We start from the raw sequence: 19,737 nt of genomic DNA, 5'->3' as shown, positions 1-19,737 counted from the left end.
GGTTCGGCTGCCGGTTCCGCAAGCGCGGCGTCCGTCGTCGCAGCCGCCGCGCCGTCGAACAAAATACGCGGTTCCAGCGCAAAAGCGTAACAACGCGGGATCGCTTGGACAGATTTGGCTTGTTGGACTTTCGCGAATTTAGGTTTGCCGAAATTCATCGTGATGCCTATAGATTTGGTTGATTGAAACGGTTGCCGATCAGCTTTAGCCTTCAACCGCCCCGATTTACACCCTAACGATGCGACTTTCACCCGATCCGAGAGCAGCGGGCGGCGAGTTTACCATCGCTACCCGACTCGGTAAATCTGCTGAAAAGAATTAGTGAGTCGACGATCCAATTTGCGACGAGCGCCACAGATACCGAACCATGGCGGACTCTATCGATAGCGAATATCAATCTACTATAGAAGCTTATTTAGTCTAACGCCCGGATAATGAGTTCGCAACGCTAAAATCAATGCCTATTCTGCGTGCGCCAATTCTCGACTATACCTTCCACATCCAGATCGTCCGGGCCTTCGCGCCAACTGGTGTAGTAATCCACGTCGTTACTTTTCGGTTCCGGGTTGGGCCGGTAGATTTGTACTCGGGTTGGTAGCGGCGCGGCCTCACCGAGCACTAACGCTTCACCTCTACCGAGCGAGCTGAGAATATCAGCCAAATCGCCTTCCGCCTCCGGCACTAGGCCGCGAATGTATTGCTGGTCGTCCGGATTGGTGGTGCGCAGGCAAATAAACGAGCTACATTGCGCCAGCATGGTTTCCGATAATTCGGTGGGCCGCTGGCTGACCACGCCGATGGACACCCCGTATTTACGGCCCTCCTTGGCGATCCGTTCCATCATTTTCTTGGTGCCGTCGAACTGCCCGCCTTTTTCGCGCGGGATATAGGCATGGGCTTCCTCGCAGATCAATGTGATCGGAAACTCCCGGCGGCGCGGATTCCAATAGTTAAACTCATACGCCAGCCGGCCGACTTGCGCGGACACAGCCGGCCGCACATCGGTAGGTACGGAGCTGAGATCGACGACGGTGATGTTGGCTTTTTTTTGCCCCAAACCCACGAATTGTCTGAGTAAATCCGCCATGCTGGCCGAGTTGTTCCGTTTTTTGGGTTTTAATAAAAAGTCGTAACGCACATCATTAAAACGGCTCTGCATCGTCACCAGAAATTCATCGAACTGGCCAAACAATGCACCCTTGGTTTTCCCGAAGTCCTTGCGCTCCTCGTTGGCGGCCTTGAATTGCATATACATTTCCGCCAGCGAGAAATAAATCGGCGTGTCTATCGAAACCACCCCCAGGCCAATGGCTTTGGCTTCCTTGCGTTTCAATTGTTGCAGCACTTCGCGCATGAAGGACATCTGCATCGATGCGCCTCTGTCGTCTCTATCGATGAACAAGTCCACCAGTTCGGCGTAAGACATCATCCAGTACGGCATCTCCAGGTCCATTGCGTCCACGTAATTGACTTGCTCGGCCGGAAACGCCGATTCGATGCTGCCATCAGGCCGCTTCCAACAATATTCGCCGTGCAGATCCAGCATAATCATATGGGTTTTCGGCATCGCCCGCATAGTATGCTGGATCAAACTGGTCACGGTCCAGGACTTCCCTGATCCTGACTGGCCGATAATCGCAAAATGCCTGCCGAACAAGGCGCGCGGGTCCAGACTCAGGTGATAATCCTTATGACTGGCCAGCTGCCCGATAAAAAATTCGTAATCGCGGAATTTGGAAAAAATCGCGTTGATCTCGCTGAGACCGACCGCATACACCGCCGCGCCCGGCGTCGGATAATGCCGTACGCCGCGAATGAACACATTGCTTTCGTTCAACTCGCCGACCGGGATCAAGGCAATAAAGCGGTCGGTCGCGCGATTGCCGGCGGCGTCAAAGCGGTCGCGTTCCCACATTTTAAACACCAAGGCCAATACGCCGATATGCGACTGGCGGATCACAACATATGAGCCGATATGGCCGGCCAATATTTCTTCATCGCCGAGCTTGATGATGGGGGCCGCCGTCGAATGTTCTTCGGTAATACGGGCATCCATACCGTCGCCTCTGACTTCGGTTAAATGGCCGATCAGGATGTTTTGCGTTTGCTGCGTCATGATGTTCTCTCTGGTAAAGCCGCTGGGCTAAGCTTAGACGATTTTTAAGGTCCGTCCCGCCCGCGATAGTCTATTCATTCGCCTAGGACAGAGCAGCGGTTTTGCGCCAAAATGGCAAACAAAGCGCTACAAACGCTACAACATGGGACTAGGTCCGCCATGGTAAGCCGTTGAACGTTTGGCACTTTTGGTTGACAAAGCCTTACGGTCTGATTATTGCTACCATCAAACCGGCATCATTTAATATTGCACAAGAGGTGAATATGAAAATCGGCGTACCCAAGGAAATCAAACCTAATGAAAACCGGGTATCGGTGGTACCGTCCGGCGTTGCCGCGCTAGTAAGCGCCGGCCACACTGTCACAATGGAAAGTGGCGCGGGCGTTGGCGCCGGCTTCGAAGACTCGCTATACCAAACAGCCGGCGCACAGCTGGTGGAAGGTCCGGAACCGGTTTGGGCCTCCGCGGATATGATAGTCAAGGTTAAGGAGCCGATAGAACCCGAATGGTCGTTGATTCGGCCCGGCCAAACGCTATTTACCTATTTTCATTTTGCCGCCAATCGGCCGTTGACCGAGGCGCATCTGGCTTCCGGCGCCACCTGTATCGCGTATGAGACCGTGCAATTGGCCTCCGGCGAATTACCCTTGCTGACGCCGATGTCCGAAGTAGCCGGCCGGCTGGCGGTGCAGGAAGGCGCGCATTACCTGGAAAAACTCTATGGCGGCCGCGGCATGTTACTTGGGGGCGTACCGGGGGTATTGCCGGCCAAGGTGTTGATTTTGGGCGGCGGGGTAGTCGGCACGCAGGCGGCAAAAATGGCGGCCGGTTTGGGTGCACAAGTCACGGTCATGGATTTGTCGCTGGAGCGTCTGCGCCAGCTCAGCGATATTTTACCCGCCAATGTGCAACTGCTGTTTTCCAGCAGACACGCTATTCTCGAGCAAATCCGCACAGCAGACTTGGTCATCGGCGGCGTACTCGTAACCGGGGCAGCCGCACCCAAGCTGATCCGCGCCGAAGATTTAAAATTGATGCAAGCCGGCGCGGTAATCGTCGATGTGGCGGTAGACCAAGGCGGCTGCGTGGAAACCACACATCCCACTACCCATGCCGATCCTATCTATGTTATCGACAATGTCGTGCATTATGCAGTCGCCAACATGCCCGGCGCAGTGCCGCGCACCTCGACTCTGGCCTTAACCAACGCCACCCTGCCCTATGCCCTGCAACTCGCCAACAAGGGCTGGCAACAAGCGTTGCGCGAGAATTCGGCTTTGCTGAAAGGGCTAAACATCGTGGCCGGCAATGTTACTTGCCAAGGGATTGCCGATGCGTTTGGTTTTAATTATCTGCCGCCGGATCAGTTCCTGAGCTAAACCAATCAGCCTGGCCTGACCGAACAGAATAAGCACTCGAACGTTATTCTGATTATAAGGATGCTTGAGCCATATCAAATATCGTCATCTCGGCATGGATCGCCGGGATCCAGGAGCCAAGGATGGCAAGCGCCTAACACATCCATGTAGTCTGGATTCCGGCAATCCATGCCGGAATGACGTCGTTGCTGGGGCAGCTTTATAATCAGGAACGTTTAACCTGGCCCCTAATTTTCTGGGGCTGTCACTCCCGCAGGCACCGGACCGACGATATTTAGTAGCCGGGCAATAGCCAATCTCATGACAAAAAAAGGGGCCTTTCGGCCCCTTTCCTTTAGCTGCCTGATAAAGCTCAGTTAAAGCTGGAACCCGGTGTTCCTGGCAATTGCGGCATGGTTTGCGCTGGGAATTCGCCTGTCAGCGCATTCAAAAACGCGACGATGTCAGCCACATCGGCATCCGACAATTCTTGATTTAACTGCAATTTACCCATCAACCAAACGGCTTTATCCAAGGTTTTTACCGAACCGTTATGCATGTAAGGTGCAGTCAAAGCCACGTTACGCAGAGTCGGAACTTTAAACATGTGCTCGTCGCTTTCCTTTTTAGTGACTTCGGCCAGGCCTTTGTCTTTTTGGAAGTGATATTGCGCTTCGAAATAGCCGCTGGAGTTAACGGGGAATTTTTGGAATACGCCTGGACCGTTGAAAGCCGGTCCGCTGTGGCAGCTGGTGCAACCCAGTTCCACGGCTTTTTTCAGGCCGCGTTCTTGCTGTTCCGTCAAGGCGTCTTTATCGCCTTTGACATATTTGTCGTAAGCGCTATTCGGCGTGATCAAGGTTCTTTCGTAAGCGGCAATCGCTTTGGTGGCGTTGTCTTTGGTAACGGCCTCAGAGTCGCTGCCGAAGGCCACTTCGAAAGCATGGCGATAACCTTTAATGGTTTTCAAGCGAGCGACCACATCATCCCAGCTTTTCATGCCCATTTCGATAGGGTTGGTGACTGGACCTGCCGCTTGGGCTTCCAGGCTGTCGGCACGGCCGTCCCAGAACTGCACTTTATTGAATGCAGCATTCCAGACTGTTGGCGCGCTGCGGCCGCCGGTTTGACCATTTACGCCCATGGAGTTTGGCCGATTATCTTCACCGCCCAACATGGTGTTGTGGCAAGACGCGCAAGAAACGGTGCCCGTGGAAGACAGACGCGGATCGTGATACAGCATTTTGCCAAGTTCAACCTTCTCGGGGGTTGTGGGGTTATTGGCAGGCGCCGGCGCCGTGGTGGGCAGCGCATCGGCTGCCATAACAGACATCGAACCAGTCAGCGCTAGCGCAGAAACCAGCATACGAAATTTAAACATGAGATCCTCCTAAGTAATTATAGTGAGCCAAGGGCTGCCGAATTGTAAGATATTGACGCTCGGCAGGTAAATTAAATTGCATCTTCAACGACGGCAAGCGGCAAAAGGGCCCAAACCGGCGTTATAGCTTTTGCACCAACTCGCCCAGTTGCGTCAGCGCTTCGTCGATGGCAAATCGGTCGATTTTTTTGGCGATGTCCTCCAACAAGGGCAGATATTCATGACCGGCCATACTAAGCTGCAATTGCTCCAACATCGCTTCGGCCGCGCCTAGATCGCTTTCCAGCAACTGCGACAGTTTGTGCAAATCCGCCGCTATCTCGGCATTGGCAACCGGTGCCTGAGGCTGATCCGGGCCGGGCGTTCGGCTGTCCGCCGCTGTTTGCAAGGCCTGAATTTGAGCAATTACTTTGCGCAAAAATCCTTCCATGTGCAGCAAGTGTTCGGCGGGCGGAATTTGATTTTGCTTAAGCACAATATCGACACCGGCGGCGGCTTCGAATAAATCCGTCGCCCCCAGATTGCCGCTGACGCCTTTCAAGGCATGACAGCGCTCTTCAGCCTGCCTCAGTTCGCCGGCATTGATCAAACCGCGAATCTCGGCGACCGCATCCGGGTAGTGTTCTTTAAAACGGTATAGCTGTTTGCGATAGGCATCCGGATTGCCGCCAATCCGGCGTATACCTTGCACAATATCCAGGCTGGTCAAGGTTTGTAAATCTTCCGGATAATCGGCAATTTCATAAATCTGCGCCGCTTCCTGGCCCTGACCGCCGTCGGCAGTGAGCGGAATCCAGGTCGCCAAGGCTTTGAACAGCCGGTCGGGATCGATTGGTTTGGTGACGTGATCGTTCATACCCGCCTCCAGGCTTTTTTCGACATCGCGGGCCATGGCATGGGCGGTCATCGCGATGATGGGCATGGCGGCATAGCGTTGATCACCCTCGGCTTGCGCCAAGGCCCGAATCTTGACGGTGGCTTGCAAGCCGTCCAGCACCGGCATCTGGATGTCCATCAAGACCGCATCGTAATGCCGTTGCCGAACCATGCTCACTGCTTCCTCGCCGTTCACCGCTTCATCGACCTGAATATCGTGACTGCGCAGCAATTCGCAGGCAAATTCGCGGTTGATTTCATTATCTTCCACCAGCAACAAGCGAATCCCCTGCAGCTGTTTGATGCCGGCAATATCCGCCCCGCCCAGTTGCTTGAATTTATCCACCGCCCCAAGCACCCGCCCGCGGCCCAGTGCGGATAAAATCGCATCCAGTAATGAAGACGGCGATACCGGCTTGATCAAAAAGCCATCGATACCGGCCCGGCCCGCCAAACGCATCACATCTTCGCTACCGTAAGCCGTCACCATGATGATCTTGGGCTGCGGCACCAGGCTGGTGTCGGCACGAATCTGCCTGATCGCCTCGTCGCCGTTCATGCCCGGCATTTTCCAGTCCATCAACACCACATCGAAAGGCTGACCGGCCGGCATGTCCCGCAAAGCGCTCAGCGCGGCGGCGGCACTGGCCGCACAACTTACCCGTAATTGAAACGGCCGCAGCATGTCGCTGATGATTTCCCGGGACGCCTCGTTGTCATCCACCACCAATACCCGCACCTCGGCTAGCAATACGCCTATGCTTTGCTCCAGCGCGTCTTGATGCAACAAGGTGTCCGTAGCAACACCCAAGCGCACGGTAAAACAAAAGGTTGTGCCCTGACCCAGTTGCGACTGCTCGATCCAGATCCGGCCGCGCATCATTTCCACCAGGGTTTTGCAGATGGCCAAACCCAAACCGGTGCCGCCAAAGCGCCGGCTGGTGCCCTGATCGGCTTGAGTAAACTCTCGAAACAGCTTTTTCTGATCGTCTTCCGACATACCGATGCCGGTGTCCCGCACCGAAATCCGCAAATCGATAGTGCTATCGGTCTTGGCCAGGCAATGGAAAGCCAGTTCCAATTCGCCGGCTTCGGTGAACTTCAGCGCGTTGCCGCACAGATTGGTCAACACCTGGCCGAAACGCAAAGGATCGCCCAACAACACCGGCGGAATTTGCGGGTCGTGACGAATCAGGAACTCGATACCTTTCAAGCCGGCTTGGTAACCGATCATATCGGCCAATTGTTCCACCACGCTATCGAAGCGAAATTCGGTTTCTTCCAGCGCTAATTTACCGGCCTCGATTTTGGAGAAATCCAGAATATCGTTAAGAATCCCCAACAAGGTGCGTGCGGAACTGTGCGCTTTTGCCAAATAATTGCGCTGCGATGCCGTCAGTTCAGTCTGTAAGGCCAGATGCAACATCCCCAGCACGCCGTTCATCGGGGTGCGGATCTCGTGCGACATATTCGCCAGGAACTGGCTTTTAGTTTGAGTTGCCGACTGGGCGGCGTCCCTGGCTTCTTTCAATGCCAGCTCGGCCTGCTTGCGCAAGGTCACATCTTCGTAGGTACTGACGAAACCGCCATCGGCAATCGGCCCGCCGCTGACCTCGATGACTCGATTGTCCAGTCGTTGCCGAGTAAAATTGTGCGGCTGAAACCGTCTTATTTCGTCCAATAACTGCCTGAGTTCGGCATCGGGATTTCTGAAACGCAGCTGCGGATCCGTCAAGTCGAACTGCATAAAATCGGCATGGTCTCTGCCCACTGCCAGCATACTTTCCGGATAGCCGCGCACCTCGCTGAGCTTTTTATTCCAAACCAATAATTTTAAATTGCTGTCAAAGGCAATCAAGCCCTGCGACATGCTATCCAACACCGTTGCCAGCATCACGCTGTTATGTGCCAGTTTGGCGTTACTGTGCGCCAACTCGGCGGTGCGGGCGGCCACACGTTCTTCCAGACCTTCATTGATACTGGCCAATAGTTTTTCGTTTTCGGCAAGCTGCCAATTCAAAGCCAGCAGTTCACTATCGCGGGTTTCGATAGTGGCAATCATGGTGTTAAAGGCTTGAATCAGCGCCCCTAGTTCGTCGTCGCTTTCTTGCACGGCGCGCAAGGTGTAGTTCTTTTCACTATTGATAGTCTCGACGGTTTTTTTCAACCTGACCAGCGGACCGGACACCACTTGCTGCAAACTGGACGCCAACAGCAAGGCAAACAGACCGGACATCATGACAATACCCGTCGCAGCGGCTAAAAAATCCCGCCACAAGGAATCCAGCTCCGCCAAACTGGAGGCTATCCATACCCTTCCCAAGGTCCGGCCATCCAAGGCTATCGTTTCGCTAACGGTGCAATATGCATTGTCGAATAGCGGCCGTTCGCTAGCCGAAGGCTCGGGATGGTGCAGCGGACAGGCCAAGCCGGGCTCGTAAAGCGCAAACAGCTGATTGGCGCTATCGTAAATACAGGCCGAAACCACGCTTTCCTTGACGCTTAAAGCTGCCAATGTCGCGTTGGCGACACCGCTGTCATTGAAGGACAAGGCCACGGTACTGCGACTGGCGATGATGCGGGCCAGAGAACTCAAATCCCGGCCCATATCCTCTTTCACCCGCATGTGTTCCTGGGCAATAAAACCAGCTCCCGCCAACAACAACGACAAGATGCTGGTTGCCAGCATGATCAGCACCAGCTTGGTTTTAATAGTCAGATCGCGTTTAAATTCAGCCTGGTTTGTCATGGTGTTCTGGATTGAATTAACGGACGATACGGGCGATTTCCATCAACAACGCGTTGACTTTTAATTGCGCACGGCGCACGGCGTCGGGATTGATTTCCAGTTTGATTTGGCCGTTTTCGCTGTAGAAACCAATACAACCTCCCCGGCCGGCAAACCCCTCGGCATCGCTGACCGTCAGAATCTGATTGCCGCGCACCTGCTGCGTCAAGGCGTGCAACTCCGGCGCTTCATGGTCGATATACAAAATCTGGCAAACCTGCGGATCGTCTATGCCCGACCAGATTTGCAGTAAATGCCCCTTGGTATCCCGGCTGGCCAAGTCGCTAAGCACGTTCACGATAGGCTCGGCGCCGACGATACAGACATGCAGCGTATCGTTCATCAGCGCCGGCCATTCCACGAACTTGGTGAAATTGAACAAATAATTGGCCTTGGTTTTAGCATTCAGCACATCGTCGGCCGCAACGGCCGGGCCGAGGCCGCTGAGCAACACCCACAAACATAAACCCAAGCCCGCTAACCTACCCGCCATCAAAACTCCAGGCGGGCGGTCAATTTCACCGTCAAACCCGGTCCGGCCAGCACGGTAAGCGGCGTACCTAAATTCGGCGAGGCAAAGTCGCTGTTAAATGCCGCATAATTTTTAAAATCGAATAAATTCAATACATCCAAACGTAGCTTCATGCGGGTATCGTGCGGCGTATCGAAGCTTTTGATCAGGGCAATATCGACTTGTTTGTACCCCCACCACTGCCCCGGAAAAATAAAATCGCTACCCGGCGGCGTAAAGGTATCGAAGCGGCAAGCACCAGTTGTGCAGTTGATGCCGGAGCGGGTGTCGGGCGTAGCCAGCGTCAGTTTGGTGGAAAAAATCAAATCCCATGGTAAATCGACGCTGGCGGTCGTCACCAGCTTATGCTTACGAACCCCGGCGGTATCCAGCCAGCCGTTGGTGTGGGTATTGGGATACTCGAACAAATAACTGCTGTTATCGACGAAGGATTGCGGTTTGTTTTCTTCGGAATCGGTATAGGTGTACGCAAAAGTCATACCCCAACCGCTGTCCTTGCTGTAAGGTTTTTCGGCTTTAACAAACACCGAATTGGTTTTGGTCTGTACGCCGTTATCGAACAAGATCAATTGCCCAAACCCCGGCACAGCCTGAAAGGTGCCGCCGAACCCAGACCCAGCTGCGTAAAAACTGCCGTCGGCATTGCGGCCGCCCAGCAAACCGACCAAACCGTTGTAACTGTGTACGTGCGACACGCTGATCTCGGTATGCCAGTCGCCGAAACGATTGCGCATGCCGATATTGAACTGGTCGGCATAGGGTGTGCGCAAATCGTTGCGCATCAAATTGATTTCCCTGCTGCTGCCAACACCGGCACCGGTCAGCGCAGACAATTGCGCCGGCGTATAGTTTAGATACTCGGGGTTCCAGGCAATGCAATCGACGCCGGCAACACAATCGTAATTGGGGTCGCCCTGAAAATTCACGCTAAAACCGGGATAACTGCCCTTGGTCCGTTCCAGTTGCAGCACGTCGTAAATATTGCGGTCGTAGGCTTTGGCGTAGCCGCCGAACAATACATGCCGCTGATCTGCAAACAGGTCGTAAGCAAGACCGAGTCTGGGTGCAATATTATTGCTGTCTGCGGTTCGATTGCCGCCGTTGCTAAGGTAATTTTCGATGTCGTAACCGGCATTGGCGTTTTGAAGGTTGCGCCAGTTGCGTAGCGCGCTGCTGACATCGCCGGGTGTGACATGATTCAGATAACCGGGGTTATATTCGTAATCCCAGCGCACGCCCAGGTTGACGCTCAGATGTCGATTAGGGTTCCAATCGTCTTGCAGATACGCGCCAAATTGCGTGACGTCAGAGTGGGCGGAACCGTCGCTGCCTCCGTTCAACGGCGTTGCCCAGCGTACTTGATACGGATTGCCGGCAGCATTATTCAAATTTAATCCGAACTGCGGGTGGTAAGGATCGCGCTCCACCGCGCCGAGTTCTATCTGTTTTACTTTAGCGCCCAATTTTACGACATGGGTGCCGTGCCAATTCAATCCGCTGAAGGTTAGATCGTCTTGAAAACCCGGTCCGCTCTGCCCCTTGTCCTGGTAATTAGTGGTGCCGCCGCTATTCAGCACGCTCCGGCTAGTCAAATTACCCCCACTCAGAGTACCGTCCAGGCGACGCAACAGCAAACCCGCACTTTGCGTGGCCGGCAGTTGCCGCCAACTGGCATCTTCATAGGTAAAGCGCGCTTCGTTGACCCAATGTTCCGCGCTGTATTGATATTTAAAGTCCAGGCGCTTTTCACTATTACCCTTTGCCAACGCATACGATTCGGCGTTTTGACCGCCAATGCCGAGGGTTTCGGTTTCATCACGCAACTTAAAAGAGACTTCGATCAAGTTGCTATCGTTAAGCGCCCAATCCAGTTTGCCGAAAAACAAGTCCGCCGTAAATGGCCTATTCACACTGCCCAGTTGCGCTTGATACGGCTCGGGTAAACTGGAGCCGTCACCGCTGCTGACATTGGCGTAATCGTCGTTGAGTTTACGTTCGTATGCCATGAAAAAATGCGCCACATCCCTAGCAATCGGCCCGCTTAAGGTTACACCGAACTGGGCTTGCTCGGTATCGCGCTTGCCGCCGGCGAGTTGCTCGCTGGGTGTGACGCTGCGCAAATCCTGATTGGTATGATCGTAAAAGGTTTCGCCGTGAAAGGTGTTGCCGCCGGATTTGGTCTGCACCGAAATTGCCGCGCCGCCGACTTGATCGTACTCGGCTTTATAGTTCTGACTGATGACCTTGTATTCGGCAACGGCCGATTCCGGAAACACATTGCCGCGGCTGGAATCCTGGCCGGCCACCCCGCCCCTCACCACATAGTTTTTCTGACTGACGCCATCGATAAACAAATTAACGCTATCCGGCCGCTGCCCACCGCTTTGCAAACGGGTGCTGCCGTTCTCATCGGTGACCACATTCACACCCGGTGCAAGGTCGGCATAATTTAAAAAATTGCGGTTTACCTGCGGCAGGCGCTGCATTTGCTCAGGGGTTAAATAAGTAGCCAACTCCGCCGAATTGCCCTCGCTCGCGTGCTCGGCAACACTCTCTTCAGCCCCTAGCGCAATGTCCACCACGGCCACTTGCCCAACTTGCAGCGTCAGCTCCTGGCTGTTCTGCTGCCCGTCAGGCGCCAACACTTTGAGCTGGTAACGGCCTGGTTTTAAAGCCATCAGCACATAAGAGCCATCGGCTCTGGAAAAGGTCCGCGTGGAAAAGCCCCGCTCCAGGCTGGTGACGATTATTTGCGCGCCCGCCTGACTGTCGGCCCCCCCGAGCGTGACTTGACCGCGAATCGTCGCCGCACTGATGTCGGCATGCGCCGGGTTACTAACGCTAATTATTGCCAGCAGCACGCCGGCAGCAATTGATTGCCGACGAAATATGAACCTTAGGAACCGTCGATTAAGCCCTGTAAGCCGCTCACCACGAACAACGAAAGCCTGTCGCATGCTATGACTCCGCGCCCGCTTTAACATCGGCAATGGCTGGATATGCCTTACTCATGATGGAGCCAAGCAAGGCATGGGCTCAATCATTGCCGGGCATCGCCAGCGGTTGAGGTGCCGGCTTGCCTAGATAAAAACCTTGCGAGAAATCGATACCCAACTCCACTACCTTGGCTTGTATCTCCGCACTCCCCACAAACTCGGCGACCGTGCGCATGCCCAAGCGCCGCGCAGCATCGACGATGACGCGGGCGATCACTTCGGAATCCGGATTGTCGATAATATTCATGATGATGGAGCCGTCGATCTTTAAATAATCGATCTTTAAACGCAATAAGTGCACGAAATTGGAATAACCGCTGCCGAAATCGTCAATCGCAAAATGACAGCCGTAACCTTTCATTCGATTAACAAACTCGCGCACTTCCTCGTAACTTTCGATACCTTCGGATTCGGTGATCTCCAGGATAATGCGCGAACCGACACCGGGCTGAGAGAGTTTTTCGGCAATGAAGCTCACAGTATTGGCATCGATAATATCCTCTACCGTCAGGTTGATACTCATCGCCTCCGCCGACTCGGGCAAGGCTTGCACGACTTGTTCGATCATGGTGCGAGTCAAGGCGGTATATTGCCGGGTACGTTTTGCGACCCCGAGAAAGCTGGGCGGAATCACGTTGCCGTCTTCGTCTATCATCCGCATCAGCGCTTCGTATTTGACGACTTTACCGCTGCGATTGTCGATGATGGGTTGATAAAAAGGCACGATGCGGCCGTCGGCCAAGGCACTGCGAATCTTTTGGCTCCAATGGATGTTGTCCTTGTAGTGCGATTTGATCTGCATCTGATCGGTATAAATCAAATAATCCCGACGTTCGATTCTGGCTCGCTCCAACGCCAGCGCCGCATGCGTATAAGGATTGTCGGCACCTGAACAGATGCCGGCCGTCACGCGGATATTAATCTTGTCTTCACCGCAATCGATCGCTTCCGATTCCAAATGCTTGATAATCCGATCTATCAATTGCTCGAAACTACCCGGATCGCCGCCGTTTTTTGAGAGTAACGCAAACAAATCGCCGCCGATGCGATAAGCCTGCGCATCGGCGCCGCTCATTTTTTGCAAACGCTCGCCAATTTCCAACAAGACTTTATCGCCGTTGCGCAAGCCGTAAAAATCATTGATGGCTTTGAATTGATCGATATTGATCATACCCAGCATCGATTGCTCGGCATTCGCCAAGTCCTGCATCAATTTTACTCGATTGGGCAAGCCGGTTAACGCGTCCGTGGTCTGTTCCCGAATCAACTCTTCCTGTTTGATCAAATGGGTGACATTCACGCTAGTGGATATAAACTCGCGAATCGCCCCGTCGGCGTCGAGGATGGGCACGATGGTGTTATTGATGTAAATCACCTCCCCGCTTTTAGTCAGATTGCTGTAGGTGCCGCGCCAGATTGCTCCGCCTAGAATCGTGTTCCATAACTCTCTATGCAGGCCGGGAGCCGCGTCGGGATCTTTGAGAATCCGACTGGTTTTGCCGATCACCTCCTCGCGGGTGTAGCCGTAGGTTTGCACAAAGGCATCGTTTACAAAAGTGATCACGCCATGCGGATCGGTCCGGAATACGATATTGGAGACATCCGTGGCATGCCGGTATTCGTTCAGACGTTTGACCCGGCCTTCCAGAGCCCGGCGTAAGCGGCTCAGTTCCAGATGCGTTTTGACCCTGGCTCGCACTTCATCAATATCGAAGGGCTTGGTAATGAAATCGGCGGCGCCCATGGAAAAACCGCGAATTTTTTCGATGGACGCTTCGACTATCGTCACAAAGAGGATGGGTATCCCGGAAGTTCTAGGATCGCTCTTGAGCCGCCGACAAACCTCGTAACCATCCATGCCGGGCATTCTGACGTCCAGCAACACCAAATCCGGCGGCGTGGGGCCTTGCGCCAACTCCACCGCGCGCATGCCATCCGTCGCGACCATGATGCCGTAATCATCCTTTAGTGCTTCGAGTAAACCGTGGATATTTTCGGGAAGATCATCTACCACCAAAATAGTCGGCCTGGGATTGAGTGATAGGGATTTGTGTTTGTTCATCGTCCAGGGAAATAGTTAGACCAGCATTGCCAATTGACCCCAACGATTATAGTCTGCCGTAGCGTTTCCGATAGGCGGCCAACTCCAAATGCAGCCTAACCCGAGCTAAGAGTAGCTCGGGCAGCACTGGTTTGAGTAAATAGTCATCGACAGCCAGTGCCATTCCCTTGGCTTCGTCGCCGACTTCGGCCGCCGCTGTGACAAAAATCACCGGAATTTCAGCGGTTGACGGCTCGCTACGCAGATATTGCAGCACTTGATAGCCGTCCATTTCCGGCATTTTTATATCCAGCAAAATCAAATCCGGCGCCGGCGCGCGCCGCGCTATCTCAAGCGCTTTCTCACCTGACGTAGCGGCCATCACCGCATAGTCTTGCCGCAAAATATTCAGCAAGGTATGCAGGTTTTCGTGAACATCATCGACGATCAGAATTCTTGGTTTTTCTTTTGCAACACAAATATCGTTCATATAACTCCCCCGTTCACCCCGATAGGCGATCAACAAAATTTAGTTCATCCCCAATGAAACCCAAAGCAAACTGCAGACGATACGCGAGGAATTCAGCTGAAGCATCCTGATAATCAGGCAATCTATTGCGAACTGCTTAAATCTAAACGTTCGCCGAGCCGACGCAACTGCTGATTACCAAGTTCGATACCAAACTGTTCACTCAGCAAATCGCTTAAATGCGCCAGGCTCTCGACTGAATGACTGATTTGCTCACCCGCTTGGTATCTCGAAAAATTGGTATTAAACAATTGCACCCAGCCCTCGGCGGTATTGCGGCAAATCAACAAATTTTGCGACAGCAGCGATTGGTCCCAGGTCGTGCAGACCAGATTAGCCGCATCCAGGTCGCAGCGTTGCACCCTCGACCGGTCGAAACTATACAACGCAAACCACTCGCCGTTTTGCAGTCGCTCCAGCACGGTTTCTCCCGATTCCGGCTCCTGACGCAGCCGAAACTGATTGTGGTCCTGGCTTTGCTCCTGCTCGGTATTCAGACGAAGCGGCCGATAATGGCTGGGGCCGCCGAAGCCGGCATCGACCAGCCAGGAGTCGCCTTCAGCCTCCACGATAAAAGCCAAATGCAGACGCGGTCCGCCCTCGCTACGGCCCATCCGCACCCTGGCCATAATTGGCTGATAATCAAATCCCAATTCATCCAGGGCCTGGGCAAATAATCCGTTCAATTCGAAACAATAGCCGCCGCGCCGACTGGCGACGATTTTTTCCATCAACGCCGCCGTTTCCAACTCGGGCACCAAGCCCAACAGCGGATTGATGTTTTCGAACGGAATAGCGCCGAGTTGCGCCTGCTGTAATTGGCTGAGGCCGGCCAGGGTAGTTTCCGGTTTGGCTATGCCGATGCGGTTTAGGTAAGCGTTAAAATCAAAACTCATGGGGAAATCTTTTAGTGTGAAAAAGAGGTTAAACGGAAACGAATCGCGCGATAGCAGAACGCAGCAGGCGATAACGATAACAAATTCTTGTAATCGGTTTCAAACCGCCAACTCGACGATTCGCGCTTCGACTGCCGTGTCCCTGATGACAAGTTCGGCAACGGCTATCGGTAATTTAAACCGGCGTGGACCGGCGCTGCCGGGGTTGAGATACAACACGCCATCGCGTTCTTGAATCGATGGTTTATGCGAATGCCCGGAGATGACGACGCGAATCCCGGCCGCGACCGGATCGATGAACAGCTCGGTCAGATCATGGACCAGATAAATTGCAACTTGCCCTACCGTGATGCTGGCGCTGACCGGCAATTCCTCTGCCCAAGCACCTTTGTCGTTGTTACCGCGCACCGCTGTGATCGGTGCCAACGCTGTTAATTGCTGCAACACCTCCTGTTTGCCGATGTCGCCGGCGTGAATAATCCAGTCGCAGCCTTGCAAAATCGCCAGCGCTTCAGGGCGTAACAAGCCGTGGGTGTCGGAGATGATACCGATGCGGTGGGGCATAATTGTAATATTAACCCTTTTATCAACCCGTTCGACCAGACGAAGACGGCGTTGCGTTGGTCGGCGCTTGTTTCAAGTGCTCCGGCGCATCGTCGCCGATTACAAACGGAGCGTTACCATCCCAAAGCACTACGTATTGTCCTAGACGGCGCTTGCGTTCCAGAGTTTTGTTGACGGCTAATTGCAAACAATCCAACATTGCTTGAGTGTCGGGGCTTAGGGTAGGTTTGGATGGTTCACTCATCGGGGCCGTGCTTTTAACAATTCAAAAAATCGCGAAGTGCTCACGGTTCCCATGCTTTCCATACCCGAGGATATGATTGTGAACCCCGTCCGGGATACTCCAGCGACCCAAACCACGGAGCGGTCAATCTGAATTCTAATTATGTCTTAAGGTGCGCGGAGAATTTGAGCAATATATGTACGTTTCAGGACCGATTCAGGGCGATTTTGCTTCTGCAATTTTATAGGACAACTGTAAACCGGCCAAAACCAGACATTCAGAATGATGCAAAATCAATCTGTTGTATGGCCACTCGTGATCTAAGTTGGAACGTTCAAGAACTTACGCTCCGATGTCAGAGAAATTTCTAAACGCGTCTAAATGCGCCAGGCGCGAGCCCAATATGGCGTTTGAAGGCTTTGCTGAACGCCGGCACCGACTCTTAGCCGCTCCTTTCCGCCACGCGCTCTAGGGTCATGTTCGGCGCCATCAACCAGTGAGCAGCAATTTGCAGGCGCCATAGCGTCAGATATTCGATGGGCGAATGGCCGATCAGGGCGATAAGTTTCTCCGATAATACCGACTTGGAAACGCCCGCCTTGGCACATAATTCGCTCAGCGTCCAAGACTGCGTGGCGGTTTGGCAGAAGCGCCGGCGGCCCTGAAAGCCTATATCGAATTGACGGCTTTGTTTGATCAAACGTCGTTTAGTCCTACCGAACGGCAAGTCATTTTGCTGGCCATCAGCGCCGAAAACCATTGCACTTACTGTGTCGCGGCGCATTCGATGATCGCCAAGCAGATGACCAAAGCCGATCCGGGGATTGTCGAAGCCTTACGCTACGGCAAACCGCAGCGGGACAGCCAATTGGATGTTCTGGCCGGCTTTAGCCAAGCGGTGGTGAAAAACCGCGGCGTAGTTTGCGGCCAAACCTTGGACAAATTTATCAAAGCGGGCTACAGCCGGGCGCAGGTATTGGAAGTGTTGCTGGGCATGGCATTCAAAACCTTGAGCAGCTACACCAACCAGTTTACTCATGTGCCGCTGGGTACTGTTTTTCAGGCCGAAGCTTGGGAAGAACCCCGTTCAATGCGGCAGCCGGCCGTGTGCTTGAACGCTTAGCTGGTCAAGGTATGTGCCGAATGATTCATCTTAATTGTTCGTGGCTGAGCGGAAACCCAGAATAATCACTAACCCGATCCCCGGATTTACGGGGATTTTGCCGATACTGCGGCGGCACGTCTGTTTAACCAGGCATCAACGCCCACTCGTCCACTGCCGCTCAATACCAACGAACTAAGCATGAACAAGTAGAGCAACGGCAATTTGTAATTGCCATAACCGTGATCGCTGATGGCATAGCCTTGCCATAATTCGGCCAGGCTGTGCCATTCCGCCGGCCAGTGTACGGCAGCGATGGCGACCACGGTCAACACCATCAGGGCGGCGCTGAAAAAGCGGGTCAACAATCCTAATATCAACGCAATCGGGGCGATGATTTCCAGGCCGATGGCCAAGGTCCAGCTAAAGTCGGCGGGCAATAAGCTGAACGGAAACGGAAAGCTCAAATCGGTAAACCAATTCTCGCCATGGAGCTTTTCCAGGCCGGCTTCGCCAAACTCGTAAGCCAGCAACAGGCGTGGAAAGATCGGCGCCAAGCCGTGTAAGTTATGATCTAACCAGCGAGAGATTTGGCCGGGCGCGGCGCATATCTGCTCGATGCAGGATGGAATCAGGCAGGTCGAACAATCGTTGTCCGTGGATTTGGCAAGGTCGGTCATGATTAAGGCTCCAAAGTTCAAAGCGGGCGGACGTCGATAATCGCGCCCTGGCTATTTAGATCGGCCAGAATTTGCTGGCCGAATTGGGTGAATTCTAAAAATTGCGCATCCGTGAGGTCGTCACCTGTCATCGCCTGTAAAGCCTGTTGTCCGCTCAAACCGTTATTCAACAACAATATCAGCTTCGCCGTGATCGGGTTCAGCGCAATAAACCGCACCTGATCCTCGCTATCGCGAAAACCCAGGATATGGCTGGCCGTCTCGGGTGGTTCTCTGGGCAGGCAGTTTGGGCCGATGTGTTGCACCGGCCAGTGGTAATGCAGCAACTGTATGACCGGCGCAAACACAGGTACATTGTTTAGCAATTCGGCATCAGACAACGGCTTTCGCGTCACCGGTTCGGCCTCGGCAATAGCCAGCTGCAATTCCATCCATTCGAAATGCGCCAGTTCTACTAAAAACGGCCAATCGTCGGGATGTCGCCGCTCGTGTTGCAGATACTGCACAAACTCGTCGGGGATTTGCCGGTAATACGGCGTCAGGCAGCGATGTTCGGCAATAAAATCCAGCAGCAACGCCCGCCAGTCTGCTTTTGACAGCAGACTGTGAATGACCGGAAAGCAGGCGGTCAGGCTTTCGTCGAATTTGTTGTAGAGCAGATCGACATACACAGCCAGTCGCTCAGGGGCGAATCCCGATGGTAATTCAGCCGTTTGCGGTTGACGCAAATAACTCAAAAACTGTCGTTGCTGGTGTTGAAACGCCAGTGTCGGCTTCATGCCGCCACCTCGCTGAGGTCGTGAACACGGCGGCAAAGCTGATGGTGCTTTTGCAAGTCGCGAATCCGCTCCACTTCGACCACTAAATCGGCCAATGGCGGCATGTTGTTGTCGCGTTCCACCAAGGTCGGAAACACGCCAAAGCGGCTATAGGCTTCGTGCAGCAAGTCCCAAACCGCTTCGATGGTGTCCTGGCCGTGGGTGTCGATGATCAGGCCGGATGGCTCCCGGTCGTGACCAGCGACATGGCCGTAAACCACGCGCTCGCCGGGCAGGCCGCGTAAGAACTCGAACGGGTCGTAGCCGTGATTGACGCTGTTGACGTAGATGTTGTTCACGTCCAGATGCAGATAACAGTCGGCTTCGGCCAATACCGCATTGATGAACATCAGTTCGTCCATCTCCGCCTGCTGCGGCTGCACATAGTAAGACGCGTTTTCCAGGGCGATAGGCCGTTCCAGAATGTCCTGCGTCTGGCGTATGCGTTGGGCGACATGCTTGACCGCCTGCTCGGTAAAGGGGATGGGGTATAAATCATAACAATGGCCCTCGTCGCCGCAAAAGCTCAAGTGCTCGGTGTACAGGGCAAAATCATGGTGATCGAGAAACTGTTTCAGCTCGGCCAGAAACGCCGTATCGAGCGGCGCGGGGCCGCCCAACGACAGGGCCAAACCGTGCGCCACAAAACGATGGCGCTCGGTCAGGCTGCGGAACTGCTTGCCAAGCTGACCGCCGACGCCTATCCAGTTTTCCGGTGAAACTTCGAAAAAATCGATGCCGGCCGGCACGCCGGCTTGCAACGCGGGTAACAGCGCACGGCGCAAGCCCAGACCGGCACCGGCAAGGCCGAAAATATTAGGATTGGATAGATACATC

The 19,737-nt window shown here is 53.9% G+C and carries 16 protein-coding genes; 2 read left to right on the top strand and 14 right to left on the bottom strand.

All coding sequences use genetic code 11. The features are described from left to right. Positions 1-454: 454 nt before the first annotated feature. The gene (locus NP589_RS11380) at positions 455-2,116 is read right to left on the bottom strand and encodes an ATP-binding protein (protein WP_256607089.1); all 1,662 of its coding nucleotides are present in this window, start codon (positions 2,114-2,116) and stop codon (positions 455-457) included. Positions 2,117-2,379: 263 nt separating this feature from the next. Between NP589_RS11380 and ald the strand changes: the two genes are divergently transcribed. Further along, positions 2,380-3,495 carry an alanine dehydrogenase gene (ald, locus tag NP589_RS11375; RefSeq protein WP_256607088.1) on the top strand — a complete coding sequence of 372 codons (1,116 nt, stop codon included), beginning with the start codon at positions 2,380-2,382 and terminating at the stop codon, positions 3,493-3,495. A gap of 352 nt (positions 3,496-3,847) precedes the next feature. Here the strand turns inward: ald and NP589_RS11370 are convergent, their stop codons facing one another. From NP589_RS11370 to NP589_RS11315, 10 genes are all read right to left on the bottom strand, one after another. Further along, positions 3,848-4,855 (bottom strand): cytochrome-c peroxidase, encoded by a 1,008-nt coding sequence (locus NP589_RS11370; protein WP_256607087.1) that lies wholly within the window; start codon positions 4,853-4,855, stop codon positions 3,848-3,850. 121 nt (positions 4,856-4,976) lie between these two features. Then, a complete protein-coding gene (locus NP589_RS21665; protein ID WP_305890992.1) occupies positions 4,977-8,480 on the bottom strand; it encodes a response regulator in 3,504 nt (1,167 codons plus the stop codon). Between the two features lie 16 nt (positions 8,481-8,496). Further along, the gene (locus NP589_RS11350; RefSeq protein ID WP_256607086.1) at positions 8,497-9,012 is read right to left on the bottom strand and encodes a YfiR family protein; all 516 of its coding nucleotides are present in this window, start codon (positions 9,010-9,012) and stop codon (positions 8,497-8,499) included. Then, a complete protein-coding gene (locus tag NP589_RS11345) occupies positions 9,012-11,912 on the bottom strand; it encodes a TonB-dependent receptor (protein ID WP_256607085.1) in 2,901 nt (966 codons plus the stop codon). Before NP589_RS11345 ends, NP589_RS11350 begins: the two co-directional genes overlap by 1 nt. 175 nt (positions 11,913-12,087) lie before the next feature. Then, complete coding sequence (locus NP589_RS11340) at positions 12,088-14,109, bottom strand: two-component system response regulator (protein ID WP_256607084.1); 2,022 nt, start codon at positions 14,107-14,109, stop codon at positions 12,088-12,090. 46 nt (positions 14,110-14,155) lie between these two features. Next, the gene (locus NP589_RS11335; RefSeq protein WP_256607083.1) at positions 14,156-14,578 is read right to left on the bottom strand and encodes a response regulator; all 423 of its coding nucleotides are present in this window, start codon (positions 14,576-14,578) and stop codon (positions 14,156-14,158) included. Between the two features lie 122 nt (positions 14,579-14,700). Beyond that, entirely contained in the window at positions 14,701-15,513 is an 813-nt protein-coding gene (locus NP589_RS11330) for an arylamine N-acetyltransferase family protein (protein WP_256607082.1), read from the bottom strand. Between the two features lie 99 nt (positions 15,514-15,612). After that, a complete protein-coding gene (locus NP589_RS11325; RefSeq protein ID WP_256607081.1) occupies positions 15,613-16,077 on the bottom strand; it encodes a metallophosphoesterase family protein in 465 nt (154 codons plus the stop codon). 22 nt (positions 16,078-16,099) lie between these two features. Continuing rightward, the gene (locus tag NP589_RS11320) at positions 16,100-16,321 is read right to left on the bottom strand and encodes a hypothetical protein (RefSeq protein ID WP_256607080.1); all 222 of its coding nucleotides are present in this window, start codon (positions 16,319-16,321) and stop codon (positions 16,100-16,102) included. A gap of 421 nt (positions 16,322-16,742) precedes the next feature. Next, positions 16,743-17,000, bottom strand: coding sequence for a helix-turn-helix domain-containing protein (locus NP589_RS11315; RefSeq protein ID WP_256607079.1), 258 nt, complete (start codon positions 16,998-17,000; stop codon positions 16,743-16,745). Here NP589_RS11315 and NP589_RS11310 point away from each other — a divergent pair. After that, a complete protein-coding gene (locus tag NP589_RS11310; protein WP_256607078.1) occupies positions 16,989-17,423 on the top strand; it encodes a carboxymuconolactone decarboxylase family protein in 435 nt (144 codons plus the stop codon). The genes NP589_RS11315 and NP589_RS11310 overlap by 12 nt on opposite strands. An 86-nt stretch (positions 17,424-17,509) precedes the next feature. Here NP589_RS11310 and NP589_RS11305 read toward each other — a convergent pair whose 3' ends face one another. The 3 genes from NP589_RS11305 to NP589_RS11295 are packed head-to-tail and all read right to left on the bottom strand — an operon-like array spanning position 17,510 to position 19,736. Then, positions 17,510-18,082: an HvfX family Cu-binding RiPP maturation protein gene (locus tag NP589_RS11305; RefSeq protein ID WP_256607077.1), complete on the bottom strand. Its 573-nt coding sequence runs from the start codon at positions 18,080-18,082 to the stop codon at positions 17,510-17,512. 17 nt (positions 18,083-18,099) lie between these two features. After that, positions 18,100-18,861: an HvfC family RiPP maturation protein gene (locus tag NP589_RS11300; RefSeq protein WP_256607076.1), complete on the bottom strand. Its 762-nt coding sequence runs from the start codon at positions 18,859-18,861 to the stop codon at positions 18,100-18,102. Then, on the bottom strand, positions 18,858-19,736 hold the full coding sequence (locus tag NP589_RS11295) for an HvfB family MNIO-type RiPP peptide maturase (protein WP_256607075.1): 879 nt from the start codon (positions 19,734-19,736) through the stop codon (positions 18,858-18,860). Before NP589_RS11295 ends, NP589_RS11300 begins: the two co-directional genes overlap by 4 nt. Position 19,737: the final 1 nt, after the last annotated feature.

Source organism: Methylomonas rosea (assembly GCF_024505055.1).
In the GTDB taxonomy this organism is placed as follows: domain Bacteria; phylum Pseudomonadota; class Gammaproteobacteria; order Methylococcales; family Methylomonadaceae; genus Methylomonas; species Methylomonas rosea.
This window is presented reverse-complemented; position numbering and strand designations above follow the sequence as displayed.